Below are 15,309 nucleotides of genomic sequence, written 5' to 3' on the forward strand. Positions count from 1 at the left end.
GGTACGGGTCAGGCGAGTTGGGGTGTTACGAGACGATCTTCCTGGGGTGTCACGGGACGATCTTCAGCAGCCGGTTCGGGGAGCCGGTGCCCGGGCTGGTGACTTTGCCCGTCGTGGCGCCGTTCACCAGTGCGGTGGCGACCTGCGCCGGGGTGGCGGAGGTGTGGCCCGCGAGGTAGACGGCGGCCGCGCCCGCGACGTGCGGGGTGGCCATCGACGTACCGGAGATGGTGTTCGTGGCGGTGTCGCTGGTGTTCCAGCCCGCCGTGATGGAGGAGCCGGGGGCGAAGAGGTCCAGGACGGAGCCGTAGTTGGAGTAACTGGCCTTGGCGTCCGTGCTGGTGGTGGCGCCGACGGTGATCGCCGCGCCGACCCGGGCGGGGGAGTAGGAGGAGGCGCTGGCGCTGTTGTTGCCCGCCGCGACCGCGTAGGTCACGCCACTCGCGATGGAGCTCGCCACGGCGTTGTCCAGTGAGGTGGAGGCGCCGCCGCCGAGCGACATGTTGGCGACCGAGGGGCCGCTGTGGTTGTCGGTCACCCAGTCGATGCCCGCGATCACGCCGGCGGTGGTGCCGGAGCCGGAGTTGTCGAGCACGCGCACTGCCACGATCTTCGCCTTCTTGGCGACGCCGTAGGTCGAGCCCGCGATGGTGGTGGCCACGTGGGTGCCGTGACCGTTGCCGTCCTGGGCGGTGCTGTCGCCGTCCACGGCGTCATAGCCGTAGGACGCCCGGCCGCTGATCTGGGAGTGTGTGATCCGCACGCCGGTGTCGATGACGTACGCCGTCACGCCGCTGCCCGCCGTGTCCGGGTAGGTGTACGTGCCGGAGAGCGGCAGCGAGGTCTGGTCGACGCGGTCCAGGCCCCAGGGAGCGCTGGACTGGGTGGTGTCGGTGAGGCGCACCGTCTGGTTCTGCTCGACGGAGGCCACCGCCGGCCTGCGGCGAGTCTCTTGGCCTCGGTGGCGCTGGCGTGGCGGTCGAGGGCGGCGCCGAACGTCTTCTGCGCGGCGCCGCCGACTCGGGACCAGGCCGTTGCTCTCGGTGGAGACGGCCTTCGCGTCACGCTCTTCTTGAGCGTGACGATTTGACGCCCTCGTCCGCCCGGAGGTGGACGATTCCGGTCCGCACCGCTGCGCGGTACCACCGAGGGTTCCTGCTTCACAGGCCCTTGCCGTGCCCCGAGGGGAGCGGTCTTACATGAGCCTCCACAGGCGTCACTTTCCGCCCGTCCGGCGGTAGATCCGACAACCCCGTCGTCGGACAAGCCGAGATTAGCAGCGGTACTACGTCCATCCCGGCCGTTACCCCTGATCTCCACGCTGAGGGATGGCGCCCCGGGCGGAGGTTCGATATTGCGATGGGTTCGGCGGCTGGGTGTGTCCCTGACGCCCGTCTCTGATCGAACTTGCGGTGAGCTCGTGGGGCACGTCCCAATAGAGGTTGAAAAGTCTTGGCATGGACACTTCCTGTCAACACGCGTAGCTGCTACGACAGTTGTGGCAGAGATCCTGCTAAAGGGAGGTTCCATGAGACGTTCCCGAATTACGGCATACGTGACCTCACTCCTCCTCGCCGTCGGCGTCGCCCTCACCGGGGCCGCGACGGCGCAGGCGTCCGGAACCGTCGCGGCCACCGGGTATGTGGCCCTCGGCGACTCCTATTCGTCCGGTGTCGGCGCGGGCAGCTACATCAGCGCCAGCGGCGACTGCTTGCGCAGCACGAAGGCGTACCCCTATCTCTGGGCCGCCGCCCATTCACCCTCGTCGTTCGACTTCACGGCCTGCTCGGGCGCCCGTACGGGTGATGTCCTGGCGAACCAGCTGGGCCCGCTCAGCTCCTCCACCGGCCTCGTCTCCATCAGCATCGGCGGCAACGACGCGGGCTTCGCGGACGTCATGACGACGTGTGTGCTCCAGTCCGACAGCGGCTGCCTGTCCCGCATCGCCACCGCCAAGGCTTACGTCGACTCCACGCTCCCCGCCCAACTCGACTCCGTCTACTCCGCGATCAGCGCGAAGGCACCCGCCGCCCATGTGGTCGTCCTCGGCTACCCCAGGTTCTACAAGCTGGGCGCGACCTGCCTCGGTCTCTCCGACACCAAGCGCGCCGCGATCAACGGCGCCGCCGACTACCTGGACAGCGCCCTCGCCAAGCGCGCCGCCGACCACGGCTTCACCTTCGGCGACGTCAGGACCACCTTCACCGGGCACGAACTCTGTTCAGGCAGCGCCTGGTTGCACAGTCTGAACCTGCTGAACATCACCGAGTCGTACCACCCGACCGCGGCCGGCCACTCCGGCGGTTATCTGCCGGTCTTCACCTCGGTCGCCTGACCATCCCTCACGGAGACGTGGAAGCGGAGGCCTCGTCCGACGGGGTCTCCGTCACACACGTCACCGAGAACGGCACCGAGTTGGACGTCGTCCTGACGGGGCTCCGGACCTCCACGCTGATCTCGTTCTGGAAGGTCCCGCTCGAGTTGTACGTCGTCAAGAAGATCGACTTCTGCTTGGTCCTGCCACCGTCCGACGGGAACGACAGGGTCTTCCAGCCCGGATCGGACACCTCACCCGTCTTCAGCACCCAGCGGTACTCGACGTCCACCGGCACCCGGCCCACCGTGAAGGTCGCCGTGAAGGTCGGAGCCTGTGCCTGGGGCGGCGGGCAGGAACCGGAATAATCGGTGTGCGCACCCGCGACCGTCACCTGCACGGACTGGGCCGGCGGCGAGCTCGTACGGGCGCTGCTCGACGGACTGGCCGAGGGAGTGACGCCGCCGGGCGCGGCCGTGTTGCTCGCGCTTCTGCTCGCGGACGGCGAACTCCCGTCTCCGGCACCGCTCTTGGTGCCACTCCCACTGCTGTCGTTGTTGCTCCCGCCGCCGTTGTCACGGTTTATCAAGGCGTACGTCAGTCCGCCCAGCGCGAGCGCGAGTACGATCACGCCCGCGATCACGGCGGCGGCCGCGCGCCGGTTGCGTACGGGCTCCGTGGAGGTGGGGGTGTCGTTGGGCGGCGGGTACGGCGTGTGACCCGGCTGCGGTCCCTGCGGGTAGGTCCGGGACGGCGGGACGGGAGGTCCGAATCCCGGCGGCTCGTGCGCGGGGTGGGAGAACGAGGAGATCGTCGGCGACTGGGCGGTCGGCGACGGCGGGCCCGCGGCCGGGGAGCCGCCCGCGGCGACGAGCCGCAGATCGCTCTCCGCCTGCGCGGCGCTCAGCCGCTCGGCCGGGTCCTTCCTCAGCAGACCCTCGATCACGGGCGTGAGCGGCCCCGCGCGGCGCGGCGGCGGCAGCGGCTCGTCGACGATGGCCCGCAGGGTGCTCAGCGGGGTGTTGTGGCGGAAGGGCGAGTTGCCCTCGACCGTCGCGTACAACAGGACCCCGAGCGACCACAGGTCGGACTCGGGCCCGGGCGTACGACCGAGCGCCCGCTCGGGAGCGAGGAACTCGGGCGAACCGATCACCTCGCCCGTCATCGTCAGCGCCGAACTGCCCTCGACCGTCGCGATACCGAAGTCCGTGAGGACGACCCGGCCCTCGTTCGACAGCAGCACGTTCGCCGGCTTCACATCGCGGTGCAGCACCCCGGCCTCGTGCGCGGCGCGCAGTGCGGAGAGCACCTCGGCGCCGATGTCGGCGGCGCGCTGCGGCGACTGCGGGCCCTCGGAGTCCAGCAGATCGGAGAGGGAGACGCCACGGACGAGCTCCATCACGATCCAGGGGCGGCCGTCCTGCGTCGCCACGTCGTACACCGTCACCACGTTGCGGTTCGCGACCCGGGCCGCGGCCCAGGCCTCGCGCTCCAGACGGGCGTACATCCGCTCCACGTCGTGCGCCGGGATCCCGGCGGGCGCACGGACCTCCTTGACGGCGACCTCGCGGTGCAGCACCTCGTCAAGCGCGCGCCACACGGTCCCCATCCCGCCCTCACCCAAAGGGGAGAGGAGGCGATAGCGGCCCGCGATCACACGTTCACTGCCCGGCTCTTCGGACACGGGTGTCCCCCCATTCGTATCCGCTGCGCATCCGCGTGATGTCTCTTCGCGCGATTTCTCCCCAAAAGTAGCTCAGCCGAGTGCGGATGCCGCCCCCTTGAACACCAATCCAGCCCCAAGAGCGACGACGATCAACGCCGAGCCCAGGGGAGCGGTCCTGCGGATCAGGGCCGCGGTCGGTCCACCGGCCCACCGGGGACGCTTCGCCAGCGCACGGTTCATCCCGTCGCCCAGCTTGACGACGGCGAACCCGGCCGCCGTGAGCGTCAGGGCGAGACCGACGCCGTACGCCAGGACGAGAAGAAGGCCGAACCACGCCTGTCCCAGCGCCGCCGCGCCCACCAGGACGACCACGGCGGAGGGGCTGGGCACGAGTCCGCCCGCGAAGCCGAGCAGGATCGTGCCGCGGAGGGTGGGGGCGACCTCGTGGGTGTGGGTGAAGCCGCCGTGGGTGTGTTCGAGGGTGGGGGAGACGGCGGAGTCGTGCGAGTGGGGGTGGGGGTGCGCGTGGTCGTGGTGGTGGTCGTGATCGTGCCCGTGTGTATGCGGCTTGCTCTCCGCCACTGCCGTCGCGGAGGAGGCGTGGGCGTGGGCGAGCACCAGGGGTCGTTCGTGCTCTTCGGTGTGCTGGTGTTCGTGGTCGTGGGCGTGCTCGTGGCTGTGCGGGTGCGGGTGCGGGTGCGGGTGGGCATGGTCATGGTCGTGCCCATGGCCGTGTGGCCGCGGCCGGTTGCGCCAGGCCCGGCGTAGGAGCGTGGTGCCCGCGAAGGTCACCAGGACGCCGCTGCCGATGCCGAGCCAGGCGATCACGGAAGGCGCCGCGGCCGAACCGGCCGTCACCAGGAGGCCGAGGGCGACCACGCCCAGGGTGTGGGTGATCGTGACCGAGGCGGCCAGCGGAAGGACGTCACGCAGTCCCGCCTTGCCGCCGCGCGCCGCGGCCGTCGCGGCCATCAGGGTCTTGCCGTGGCCGGGCGCGAGCGCGTGCATGGCGCCCAGGAACACGGAGATGACCAGGGCCAGCGCGGCGAAGCCGAGGGTGAGGTGATGGCGGGCCACCAGGTTGTTCAGCGCCTCGGTCCAGCGGTCGGCGCCCCGGGGCAGTACCGAGGCGCCGGGCGCCTCCGCCCGCTCCTCGACGAGGGCTGGGCCGCCGGGGCGTATCCGCAGGGACGCGGTGGCGGTGTCGGCGGGGGAGGAGAGCAGCGCCTTGGGGTAGCTGGTCAGTTCGTGCGACACCGACTTGGTCGGTACGTCCGAGGCGGCCAGTGTCATCCGGTCGCCACGCGCGGTGATCTCGCGCCAGCCGGGTCCCCGGTCGGCCCCGGCGCTGTGGAAGCCCAGGGAGACCGTGCCCTCCTTGGGCAGCGCGGCCGTCAGCCGGCACTCCACGCGCAGGGTGTTGAGCCCGGCCTGCCCGGGGCGCAGCTTCGCGTGGCTCGTGACGACGGAGAGCGCGGCCGGCTGTCCGTCGACGGTGACCTTGCTGCCGGTCGCGGCCGTCTCGCAGCGCTGCCGGGCCCAGTCCGTCATGCCGAGCTTCTCGAGGTCGGGCTTCGCCTGGGTGGCCGGGATCTCGGCGAGGTCCTCGACGTGGCCGACGCGCAACTGCCCCGGGGCGGCGACGAGTCCGTCGTAGCGGTTGACGGTGAAGTTGCCGAGCGGATGCGCGCTCGCGGCCGCGGTGGGGACGAGGACGAGGGCGCAGGCGGCGGTGAGGACGGCCGCGCAGGAGGCGAACAGCCGACGCGACCTCCCCCGCGGGGACCGCGCCCGCAGGCCGCGCGTGCGAGGGGACTTCACTTGGCCTCCCCCAGAGCTTTGCGGGCCTCACGGGCCCCCAGGGGTGAGAAGCCCGCGTTGAGGTCGAGGGCCGACTTCAGCGAGGCCCGGGCTTCCTTCTCGTGGCCGGTGGCGCGCTGGATCATGCCGCGGTGGTAGAGGAAGGACGCGTTGTGGTAGCCGGTGGCCGTGGCCTGGCGGGCGTACGGCAGGGCCTCCTTGTCACGGCCGTTGACGTGCAGCGCCCAGGCGAGCGCGTCCGCCGTGTGCACGGTGTGGCGGCGGGCCCACTCGGCGCGCGCCGCCTTGAGCGCGTCGCCCCGGTTGCCGTGGTCGGCGGCGGCGAGGGCCGTGTCCAGGTCGGCGTTGACACCGTAGGAGTGGGCCAGCGAGACCCAGGCGGTCACAAGGGAGTACTGGTCGTGGGCCTTCTGGGCGTCGCCGGCGTGGCCGCGTGCCTCGTACAGCTCACCGAGTTCGACGAGGGGCTGGGGGAGCGGATAGCGCTCCACGACCTGCTCCATGCCCTTGATCGCCGCGGCTTGGTCACCCTGCGCGGCCTGGGCACGGGCGCGGCCCTCGAGTGCGGGGAGGTAGCTGTCGTCGGCGGCGAGCGCCCGTGCGTAGTACTTCAGGGCGGAGGCGTAGTCGCCCTGGTTCCAGGCGAGTTGGCCGAGCGCCGTCGCCACGTAGGAGACGTCGCCCCGGCTCGTCGCGGTGCCGAGCGCCTGCTCGAGGACCCGGCGGGCGGTCTTCACATCGCCGCGCAGCTCGTGGACGTAGGCGTACCGGGTGAAGACGGGGACGCCCGGTCGGCGCGAGTCCGCCAGGTCGGCGGCCTTCGAGGCGTCGGCGTAGCGGCCGAGTTCGACGAGCGCGTCGATACGGGAGGAGAGGGCGCGCTCGCTGTACGGGTTCTCCTTCAGCACCTTGTCCGCGTAGGTCAGGGCGCCGGTGAAGTCGTGCCGTGCCGCGGCGAGGGCGGCGCGGCCCGTGAGCGCCGACTCGTTGCCGGGGCGCAGCTTCAGGGAGCGGTCCAGTGCCTGCTGCGCCTGGGGGTAGCGGGAGGGGTCGCCCTTCGTGCGGGCCTGCTCGACGTACGCGAGTCCGAGGGTGGCCCAGCTGTCGAAGTCCTTCGGCTGCGTGCGGAGATGGGCCTGCAGGGCGGTGATGCTGGCGTCGAGATCCCCACTGGCCAGCAACTGGGGCGACACGGCGCCGGGGGCGGCGGCGACCGCGGTGCCCGAGCCGTCCCGCAGGGCTCCGAAGATCATGGCCCCGGCCGTGAGCGCTACGGCCAACGAGGCGGCACACAGGCCGAGTTGGGCCGCACGCCAGCGACGCGACGAGGCGGACACCCGCCGGACGGCGGCGACGCGTTCGTCGACCACGGGCGGATGGTCCTCGGGTTCGGACGAGGGGTCTTCGGCCACGGGCAGCTCGGCCTTGTCCTCGGCCTTGTCCTTGTCCTCGGCCACGGGCTTGGCCACGGGCTTGGCCACGGGCTCGGGTTCGGGCGCGGAAGCGTCGTGTGGAGGCTGCGGGGCGGCCGTCGTCACCTCGTCGGGCTCGCCCTCCGGCGCGCTCTCGTTCGTACGCGGGGACATGCCCTCTCCTCAAAGTCCTTGGGTGAACGTTCGTCGTGGGGGGTGGGGCGGCGCGGCCCGCGCCGTGGGGGATGGTGGGTGCGGGCCGCGCCAGTCGGTGCACCGGGCCCGGTCAACGGGCCCGGTGGGCAGGGCCGGTCAGTAGGCCCGGTTGTACATGCGGCGACGCCACCACATCACGCCGGCGCCGATCAGCAGGACCCCGGCCACGCCCGCCGCCGCGGAGCCCGCGATCAGCATGGTGTCGGTGCCGCCGGAGCCCGACTGCAGAGCGTCACCCAGCTGGTTCTTGACGTCGTTGCCGGTGCCCTTCGCCAGCGCTCCACGCGAACCCGAGGTGGGCTCGGCCACGTACGGGAACGACTTCTCGAAGCTCTTGTCGTTCTTGTCGACCGAGTCCGACAGGCCGGTCTTCTGGCCGAGGAGCTCGCCCTCGACGACCCGCAGCGAGGCATCGATCACGTCGTCGGCGAGCCGACGTCCGTTCGGGAAGCCCGCCTTGTCGCCGTCGAGCACACCGAGCCGCTTGGGATGCATGCTGGGCTTGATCGAGGTGTTGAGCCGCAGCTCCTCCGCCGGAGTCACCTTGGGCGGCTGGTTGAGACCCTTCACGCCCTTCAGGAACACGTCGACCAGGTCGTTGCGCGGCTCGGCGGGCGCCTTGATCTTGTAGATCGCCTCGATGAGCTTGGGCAGCTCGGGGTTGGTCACGTTCTTCAGGAACTGCGCGTCGTCCCACGGCGAGGACGCGTTGAACTTGTCCTTGTCCTTCTGCGGGTTGACGACCTCGTTGACCAGCGGGCTGCCCAGGCGCGAGACCTGCGTGTAGTAGCCGCGGGCGTCCTTGCGCTGCACGGTGGACCAGATGCCGACGATCGGCTGGTGCGACGACTCCTGGATCATGTAGTTGGGCACCTGCAGGGCCAGCGTGTTGACGTTGTAGCCCTTGAGCGTGTCCCGCCCGACCTCGGACAGGTTGCCGCCGTACAGCAGGTCGAAGACCCGCAGATCGGCGAAGAAGGGGTCGTCCGCCTGACCGGCGAAGGTCGTGGAGTCGCCCGCGAGCTTGTACACGGCCTGGTTGCGCAGCTTGGTGTAGTCCGGCATCGACGCCTTGCCGACGTTCGACGGCGCGACCGGGATGTCGTCCGCGACCTTCGTCTTGGAGACCAGCTTCTGGTTGTGCAGCCGCAGCAGATCGATGTCGTAGGTCTGCGTGATGTTCAGGTCCGGGTCGTCCAGGCTGTTGACCGGGCCCGTGTTGTAGAGGAACGTGTCGCCGTTCTTGCGGTGCGTCTTGAAGGTGTACCGGTACACCAGCTCGCTCTGCGCGTCACCGTTGTTGTCGATGTGGATGTCGTACTGCGCGTCGTCGGCGAACGTGTAGAAGTTCGGCCCGCCGGCCGGCTCCTCGAAGGGGATGAAGTTCGCGATGACGGTCGTCGTGTCCGGCTTGTCCGGGCTGACGAAGGCGTACAGGTCGGTGTTGTCGTACTGGGGAGTGCCCGAGATGAGCGGGGCCTCCCGGTGACTGGAGGCGGAGGCCGCCCCGGGGTCCAGCGCGGCTACGCCGGCGGCTACGAGCCCCCCGGCGGCCAGCGCGCCACAGACGAGGGTCGCGAGACTCCTGCGTCCCAAGCCACTCCTGGATATAGGTGTCATGCCGTCCGTCCTCAGATCCCAATTGCCTGACGCACGCCATTCGGAGCGGTCGCCGGGGTGGATTGGTCGAATCCCAAACGTTCTTACGGCGGGTTTCGCGGCTCGTTTCACCGACGGGCGAGGTTTCTTTCACGGCGCTCTCACTGACCTCTCATCACTCTTTGGCAACCGACCCGTTTTTTGCCGGTCCTGATCCGTAACCCATCCGAGTGAGCTCGCGCTGCGAACATGTAGGCGTAGGGACAGGCCGCGCGCGGCCGGAGAGGGGGGACGAGTGGAGGCGGACGAACTTCTGGTGCTCGTGGCCGGAGGCGACCAGAAGGCATTCGAGGAGCTGTACGGACAGGTGTCCGGGCCCGTGTTCGGGCTCGTGCGCCGTGTGGTGCGGGACGTGGCCCAGTCGGAGGAGGTGGCCCAGGAGGTGCTGCTCGAGCTCTGGCGCTCCGCCGCGCGGTTCGACCCCGGCCGGGGCACCGCCCTGTCCTGGATCCTCACCCTCGCCCACCGTCGGGCCGTCGACCGGGTCCGCAGCGCCCGCGCGGCCACCGAGCGCGAGCAGCGCGAGGGGCAGCGCGCCCATCCCCCCGCCTTCGACCAGGTCGCCGAGGAGGTGGAGGCCGGGCTCGAACGCGAGTGGGTACGCCGTTGCCTGGAGCGGCTCACCACCCTGCAACGGCAGTCCGTCACCCTCGCCTACTACGACGGCTACACCTACCGCGAAGTCGCCGAACGTCTGTCCCTGCCGCTCGGCACGGTCAAGACACGTATGCGCGACGGCCTGACACGCCTGCGCCACTGCCTGGGAGGTGCGGCATGAGCGCGCGCCGGACACCGCGCCACGGGGACGGCGTGCCGGGCCGTCAGGCCCCTGCCCCGGTCCTCGAGTTCGGCCGCCGTATCCGTGTTCCACACCCGAGGCGCCTTCTCCCCGGCTCCCGACACCCCCGTATCCGCGCCCTGGAACTGCCCAGCAGCGCCCCGCACCCACTGGGAGGCGTCGTATGAGCGTCCTCGACCGTCTGCTGCGTCGCGATCTGCACTCGCTCGCCGCCCCCTACGCCCTCGACGCGCTGGAACCCGACGAACGCCGCCGCTTCGAGCGCCATCTGCAGGGCTGCCTCCGGTGCGAGGCCGAGGTGCGGGAGCTGAGCGAGGACGCGGTGCGGCTCGCCTGGTCCACGACGGCCCCCGCCCCGGCCGCCCTGCGCGAGCGGGTCCTGACCGCCGTACGCACGACTCCTCAGGAGGCGCCGGACCCGTCGCACCCCGCCCACCCGTCGCAGGCGTTGCCGAACGGCGTGCCCCGTGGGCGCGCCGCGCACGGGCCCGTGCGCGGCCGGACCCCGCGCTTCCGGTCGCTGCTCGCCCCGCTCTCCACCGCCACCGCCGCCGCGGCGCTCGTCGTGGCGTCCCTCTTCGCCGTCCAGGCGACACAGACCCAGGACAAGCTGGACCAGGAGCGGGCCCAGGCGCGTGAGATCGCCCACGTTCTGGCCGCCCCCGACGCTCGGGCGACGAGCGACCGGGACGCACAGGGCCGCGGAATCGGAGTGGTCGCCTCCGCATCGGAGCGGCGCGCCGTCGTGACCCTGAGCGGACTCGGCACTCCATCGGGGGGGCGCGTGCATCAGTTGTGGCTCATGCGCCCCAACGTGCAACCGCGCTCCCTGGGGCTCTTCGAGGGAGACACGCCCTTGATAGCCGACGGACTGAATACGAACGCCACGTCACTCGCTGTCACCGTCGAGCCGCAGGGCGGCTCGACACAGCCCACTACCTCGCCAGTTGCGCAACTCGCCCTGAAATCGGTTGGATTCGGAGAGTAACCGTCAACACCCTTACGGGGAAGGTGAATCCTGCCACCGCGATACACGAGTGCCACGAGGGAGCGATAGGGTTAGCCTGCCCGGGCCGGGTGGACTCGTACGGGTGGGGAGAGACATGGAACAGATAACAGTGCGCAGCAGGGCACGTGTCCCTGCGATCACCTGCGGGAGCAGCGCGACCAGTTCGCGCCTCGACCGTCATCTGGCGGTGCTGGGTGGCCCTGCCGTCCCGCAGCGCGAGACGGCCGAGGCGACCTCGCTGATGCGTGAGCTCACCGCGCGTGACACCGCGCACGACAGCAGCGGGAGGGGCGCGCGCGTACGGCGGGTCTCGCTCTTCGCCCCTCTGAAACGACTGCGTCGTTCGCTGTTCGGCGGCCACTAGTACGGTCGCGCGGTACTCGAACCCGCGCTCAGGCGACCACACCGCCCTGGCGTAAGCGCTGCGCTCTCGCCGCCCGTCATCCCCACGGCGCGCAGCGGCGCCCCGGTGTGCTTCCCGAGCGCGGGTCACCCCTGTTCACTCTTTCGTGCGCCTCATCCCCACCCGGCGGCGCGCGGCGGCTCTCGGCATCCCCTCCCCCCAGCCCCCGCCGTTGTCAACCCCGTGTGCCCGAACGCCTGTTGGTGTCATCGCTCGCCGGTCGCGTACCGGCGCACGGCGAGTGGCACGAACACCGCGAGGATGACGGCGCACCAGGTCAGCGCCCCGGCCACCGGATGCGTCACCGGCCAGGCCCCCTCGCCTGGGACCGGCGCGTTCCCGAAGAGGTCCCGCAGCGCCGTGGTCACCGCGCTGATCGGATTCCACTCGGCCACCGTGCGCAGCCAGCCCGGCAGGTTGTCGGTGGGGATGTACGCGTTGGACAGCAGTGGCAGGATGAACGTCGCGCCGCCCAGCTGCCCGGCCGCCTCCTCGCTCCGTGAGGCGAGCCCCAGCGCGATGCCGATCCACGTCGTCGCGAACCGGAACAGCAGCAGGAGCCCGACGCCGGCCACCGCCCGGAGGGTCGATCCCTCGATCCGCCAGCCCACGGCCAGCCCGACCAGCATCAGCGGCACCGTGCCCACGGCGGTGACCACGAGGTCGGCGAGCGCCTGCCCGAGCGGCACGGCGGCCCGGCTCATCGGCAGCGTACGGAAGCGGTCCATCACGCCCCGGTGCGAGTCCTGGGCGGCCTGGAACATGCCGGTCATGATCCCATTGGCGGCGGTCGCCACCAGCAGTCCCGGCAGCAGGAAGGCGCGGTACTCCTGTCCCGGTGTCGCCAGGGCGCTGCCGAAGACATAGCCGAAGAACAGCAGCATCGTGATCGGCATGGTCTGGGTGAGGATCAGCAGCCCGGGATTGTGCCGGATCCGCCGCAGGTGCCGCCCCAGCATCGCGGTCCCGTCGTACGTCAATGCGGTCATGTCACAAGCTCCTTGCGGTCGGTGCGGTCGGTGCGGTCGGTGCCGCCCCCGGTGAGGCGCAGGAAGACGTCGTCGAGCGTCGGTGGCCGCAGGCTCACGTCGAGCAGGGGCACGCCCGCGGCGTCGAGCTCACGGACGAGCCGGGGCAGGGTCAGTGTCGGATCGGTGGTCATCGCCCCGACCGCGTGCCGCTCCTGGGTGAAGACCGGTGCGGAGCCGGTGAGCCGGTCGAGGACGGCCGCCGCGCCGGGCATCGCGTCGGCGTGGGCGACGACGACCTCCGCGTACGAGCCGATGAGCGCCTTGAGTTCGGCGGGCGATCCGGTGTGCGCGACCCTGCCGTGGTCCACGAGCGCGATGTCGTCCGCGAGTTGGTCGGCCTCCTCCAGGTACTGCGTGGTCAGCACTACGGTCGTGCCCTCACCCTTCAGGGTGCGCACGGCCTCCCAGATCTGGTTGCGGCTGGCCGGGTCGAGCCCGGTGGTGGGCTCGTCGAGGAAGAGCACCTCGGGGCGGCGGATCAGGCTCGCCGCGAGGTCGAGGCGGCGCCGCATACCGCCCGAGTAGGTGGACGCGGGCCGGTCGGCGGCTTCGGCGAGCCCGAAGCGTTCGAGGAGTTCGCCGGCCCGTGCGGGCGCGTCCCGCATCCGGTGCAGCCGTGCGAACAGCCGCAGGTTCTCACGCCCGGTGAGGTCCCCGTCGACGGAGGCGTACTGCCCGGTGACCCCGATGGCGCCCCGCACCGCGGCCGCCTCCCGTACGAGGTCGTGCCCGGCGACCCGTGCGGACCCCGCGTCGGGCCGCAGCAGCGTGGTGAGCAGGCGTACGGCGGTGGTCTTGCCCGCGCCGTTCGGTCCGAGCACCCCGCAGACGGTGCCCTCGGCCACCGCGAGATCCAGCCCGCGCACCGCGTGGACGACCTCTCCCTTGGTTTTGAAGCTCTTCTCCAGACCTTCACTAAGTACGGTGTACGTAGTTGTCATGGGGTGACCATAGCGCACTACGTACGGTGTACGTAACTAGGATGGTGGCGAGGTGATCGACGACATGACAGGGCGCAGTGCCGTACCCGAAGTGATCTGGGCCCGCCCCGAGCGCGCGGGCCGGGGTCCGCGGGCGGCGTACAGCCGGGCGGACATCGCGGCAGCCGCGGTGCGGATCGCGGACACGGACGGGCTCGACGCGGTCTCGATGCGGCATGTGGCCACCGAACTGGGCTGCGGCACGATGTCGCTGTACAACTACGTCCCCCGCAAGGAGGACCTGTACGAGCTGATGGTCGACGCCATCAGCGGTGAGCACGACTCCTGGGAGCCGACCGGCGACTGGCGCGCCGACATGCTCCGGGTCGCCCATCAGACGCGTACCCTGATGCACCGCCACCCGTGGCTGCCGCGCCTGATGTCCCCGGTCTACGGTTTCAGCCCCAACGCCCTGCGCTACCTGGAGCACTGTCTCGTCTGCCTCGACCCGCTGGACGCGTCGTACGGCACGAAGATGGAGCTGATCGCGATGCTCAACGCCGTGGTGACGACGTACGTCGGCAACGAGCTGGCCACCGCCGAGCGCACCCGCTCCCTGCCCTGGTCCGAGGAGCAGGAGCAGGCGATGCGGACCGCCTACCTCGGCAGCCGGATCGCGACGGGCGCGTATCCGCGCATGGCGGCCGCCTTCACACAGGACGCGGGGCCGATCGACCTGGAGGCAGTGTTCGAGCGGACGCTGGGGCGGGTGCTGGACGCGTTCGAACCAAAGGGTTAGATCAACGGGGCTCTGAAGCCTACGGGGGTCAGATCAGCGCGAACTGTCCTTCGGGGCCCTCTTCGTGGTGGTCGAGGACGGACGCGGGCCGCTGCGCCGCCTCCGGAACCGGCAGCACGCCCGCCTCGCGCAGCTCGGTCCGCGTGATCGGCGAGTCGATCGTCACCTCGGCCAGCTGAGGGCGCAGTTCCGCGAGCAGCGCCAGCACCGTGATCAGTTCCAGGAGCTCGGACGTCCAGGCCTGCGGCCAGCCGGCGGGCCGGATCGCCTCCAGGGTGCCCGGCTCGACCGGTTCGGCCGGCTCGGTCCTGGCCGCGAACCACTGCTCCAGGACGCGCACTCCGCCCACCTCGAAGTCCCAGGACTCCGGTGGCACGGGCGAGATACGGCCCTCGTCGAGGTGGAGGGCCTCCTCGTCACGGTCGTAGCGCACGTCGAAGGGGCGTGGGGGGAGCGGGGCGCGAACGTAAGGGCGGCGGCCGCCGGGGAGCTTGGGACGTTCGCCGTCGCGGCGCATCAGCCACAGCATCCGGCGCCCCAACCCGACGCCCTGCGCCCACGTGTGCGGGTCGGCGGTGAGCGGGACGGCACATCCGTCCCGGCCGGACCGCGCGACCGCGACCGTCCAGGCGAGGACGTCGACGGGATCGGGGGAGTGGCCGAGGCGGGTGCCGAGGTGCTCCGACAGTCCGGGCGCCAGGTTCGGTTCGAGGCCCCCGGGGCGCCGGTAGAGGGGGCGCACGCGGCCGCCGCGGCCCGCGCTCAGCGGCAGCACGGACGCGGCCAGCAGCGCCGGCCCCGACGCCTCCGCCGCCACCGTCTGCTCCACCGCGAACACCTGCCGCCCGTCGGCCACCCGCCACAACTCGGGGCGCGCCGCGTCGATCAGCCGGTGGTCCGGAATCAGCCACTGCTCGTCGAACGGGCCGTGCAGGACGCGCACCGGCTCCGGACAGGGCCCCGACTCCCGCTCCAGCCGGACCGTCCCACTGGACTGCCCGGGCAGTTGCCCCACGGCCGAGTGCGTCGTGCGCGACCGCGTCGAGCCGAACAGCGCCTCGCGGCCTCGCCCCTCGGCCTTCAACAGCGCGTCCCAGCGCGCCTTCAGGGACGCGGGGTCCGGTGCCGTCGGCCACCCCCGGCCCAGCCTCGGCGGTGCGACGGACCACGGCATGAGGTCCGCGAGCAGCGGAGCGTCGTCGTGCGTCACGCCCGGCATCGTACGACGTGGGCGGTGCGCGCCGTCCTGGTACGCCATCG

At 71.3% G+C, this 15,309-nt stretch carries 12 protein-coding genes and 1 pseudogene; 5 read left to right on the top strand and 8 right to left on the bottom strand.

Going from position 1 to position 15,309, the window contains the following annotated elements:
* Nucleotides 1–49: 49 nt before the first annotated feature.
* A pseudogene (locus OG568_RS38250) lies at nucleotides 50–1,089 on the bottom strand (S8 family peptidase); the annotation flags it as partial.
* A 439-nt stretch (nucleotides 1,090–1,528) separates the two neighbouring features.
* Between OG568_RS38250 and OG568_RS38255 the strand changes: the two are divergent.
* On the top strand, nucleotides 1,529–2,335 hold the full coding sequence (locus OG568_RS38255; RefSeq protein ID WP_266581456.1) for an SGNH/GDSL hydrolase family protein: 807 nt from the start codon (nucleotides 1,529–1,531) through the stop codon (nucleotides 2,333–2,335).
* 7 nt (nucleotides 2,336–2,342) lie between these two features.
* Here OG568_RS38255 and OG568_RS38260 read toward each other — a convergent pair whose 3' ends face one another.
* The 4 genes from OG568_RS38260 to OG568_RS38275 form a co-directional block, all read right to left on the bottom strand.
* Nucleotides 2,343–3,998 (bottom strand): serine/threonine-protein kinase, encoded by a 1,656-nt coding sequence (locus OG568_RS38260; protein ID WP_266415750.1) that lies wholly within the window; start codon nucleotides 3,996–3,998, stop codon nucleotides 2,343–2,345.
* A 72-nt stretch (nucleotides 3,999–4,070) separates the two neighbouring features.
* A complete protein-coding gene (locus tag OG568_RS38265) occupies nucleotides 4,071–5,801 on the bottom strand; it encodes an urease accessory protein UreH domain-containing protein (protein ID WP_329534844.1) in 1,731 nt (576 codons plus the stop codon).
* The gene (locus OG568_RS38270) at nucleotides 5,798–7,387 is read right to left on the bottom strand and encodes a tetratricopeptide repeat protein (protein ID WP_329534845.1); all 1,590 of its coding nucleotides are present in this window, start codon (nucleotides 7,385–7,387) and stop codon (nucleotides 5,798–5,800) included. Before OG568_RS38270 ends, OG568_RS38265 begins: the two co-directional genes overlap by 4 nt.
* A 138-nt stretch (nucleotides 7,388–7,525) precedes the next feature.
* A complete protein-coding gene (locus OG568_RS38275; protein ID WP_266415756.1) occupies nucleotides 7,526–9,049 on the bottom strand; it encodes a DUF4331 domain-containing protein in 1,524 nt (507 codons plus the stop codon).
* Nucleotides 9,050–9,323: 274 nt separating this feature from the next.
* On the opposite strand from OG568_RS38275, the gene OG568_RS38280 reads away from it, so the two are divergent.
* The 3 genes from OG568_RS38280 to OG568_RS38290 all read left to right on the top strand — a co-directional run bounded on the left by OG568_RS38280 (nucleotide 9,324) and on the right by OG568_RS38290 (nucleotide 11,260).
* Nucleotides 9,324–9,866: a sigma-70 family RNA polymerase sigma factor gene (locus OG568_RS38280; protein WP_329534846.1), complete on the top strand. Its 543-nt coding sequence runs from the start codon at nucleotides 9,324–9,326 to the stop codon at nucleotides 9,864–9,866.
* Between the two features lie 184 nt (nucleotides 9,867–10,050).
* Nucleotides 10,051–10,875, top strand: a complete 825-nt coding sequence (locus OG568_RS38285) for an anti-sigma factor (RefSeq protein WP_329534847.1) — start codon at nucleotides 10,051–10,053, stop codon at nucleotides 10,873–10,875.
* 115 nt (nucleotides 10,876–10,990) lie between these two features.
* Nucleotides 10,991–11,260 (top strand): hypothetical protein, encoded by a 270-nt coding sequence (locus OG568_RS38290; RefSeq protein WP_054231078.1) that lies wholly within the window; start codon nucleotides 10,991–10,993, stop codon nucleotides 11,258–11,260.
* Nucleotides 11,261–11,505: 245 nt separating this feature from the next.
* Here the strand turns inward: OG568_RS38290 and OG568_RS38295 are convergent, their stop codons facing one another.
* Nucleotides 11,506–12,288, bottom strand: coding sequence for an ABC transporter permease (locus OG568_RS38295; protein WP_329534848.1), 783 nt, complete (start codon nucleotides 12,286–12,288; stop codon nucleotides 11,506–11,508).
* Nucleotides 12,285–13,271 carry an ATP-binding cassette domain-containing protein gene (locus tag OG568_RS38300; protein WP_329534849.1) on the bottom strand — a complete coding sequence of 329 codons (987 nt, stop codon included), beginning with the start codon at nucleotides 13,269–13,271 and terminating at the stop codon, nucleotides 12,285–12,287. Before OG568_RS38300 ends, OG568_RS38295 begins: the two co-directional genes overlap by 4 nt.
* 64 nt (nucleotides 13,272–13,335) lie before the next feature.
* Here OG568_RS38300 and OG568_RS38305 point away from each other — a divergent pair, with 64 nt between their 5' ends.
* Nucleotides 13,336–14,049, top strand: a complete 714-nt coding sequence (locus tag OG568_RS38305; RefSeq protein WP_266581440.1) for a TetR/AcrR family transcriptional regulator — start codon at nucleotides 13,336–13,338, stop codon at nucleotides 14,047–14,049.
* Between the two features lie 28 nt (nucleotides 14,050–14,077).
* Here OG568_RS38305 and OG568_RS38310 read toward each other — a convergent pair whose 3' ends face one another.
* Entirely contained in the window at nucleotides 14,078–15,268 is a 1,191-nt protein-coding gene (locus tag OG568_RS38310) for a type ISP restriction/modification enzyme (RefSeq protein WP_329534850.1), read from the bottom strand.
* Nucleotides 15,269–15,309 lie beyond the last annotated feature (41 nt).

Source organism: Streptomyces sp. NBC_01450 (assembly GCF_036227505.1).
GTDB lineage: Bacteria > Actinomycetota > Actinomycetes > Streptomycetales > Streptomycetaceae > Streptomyces.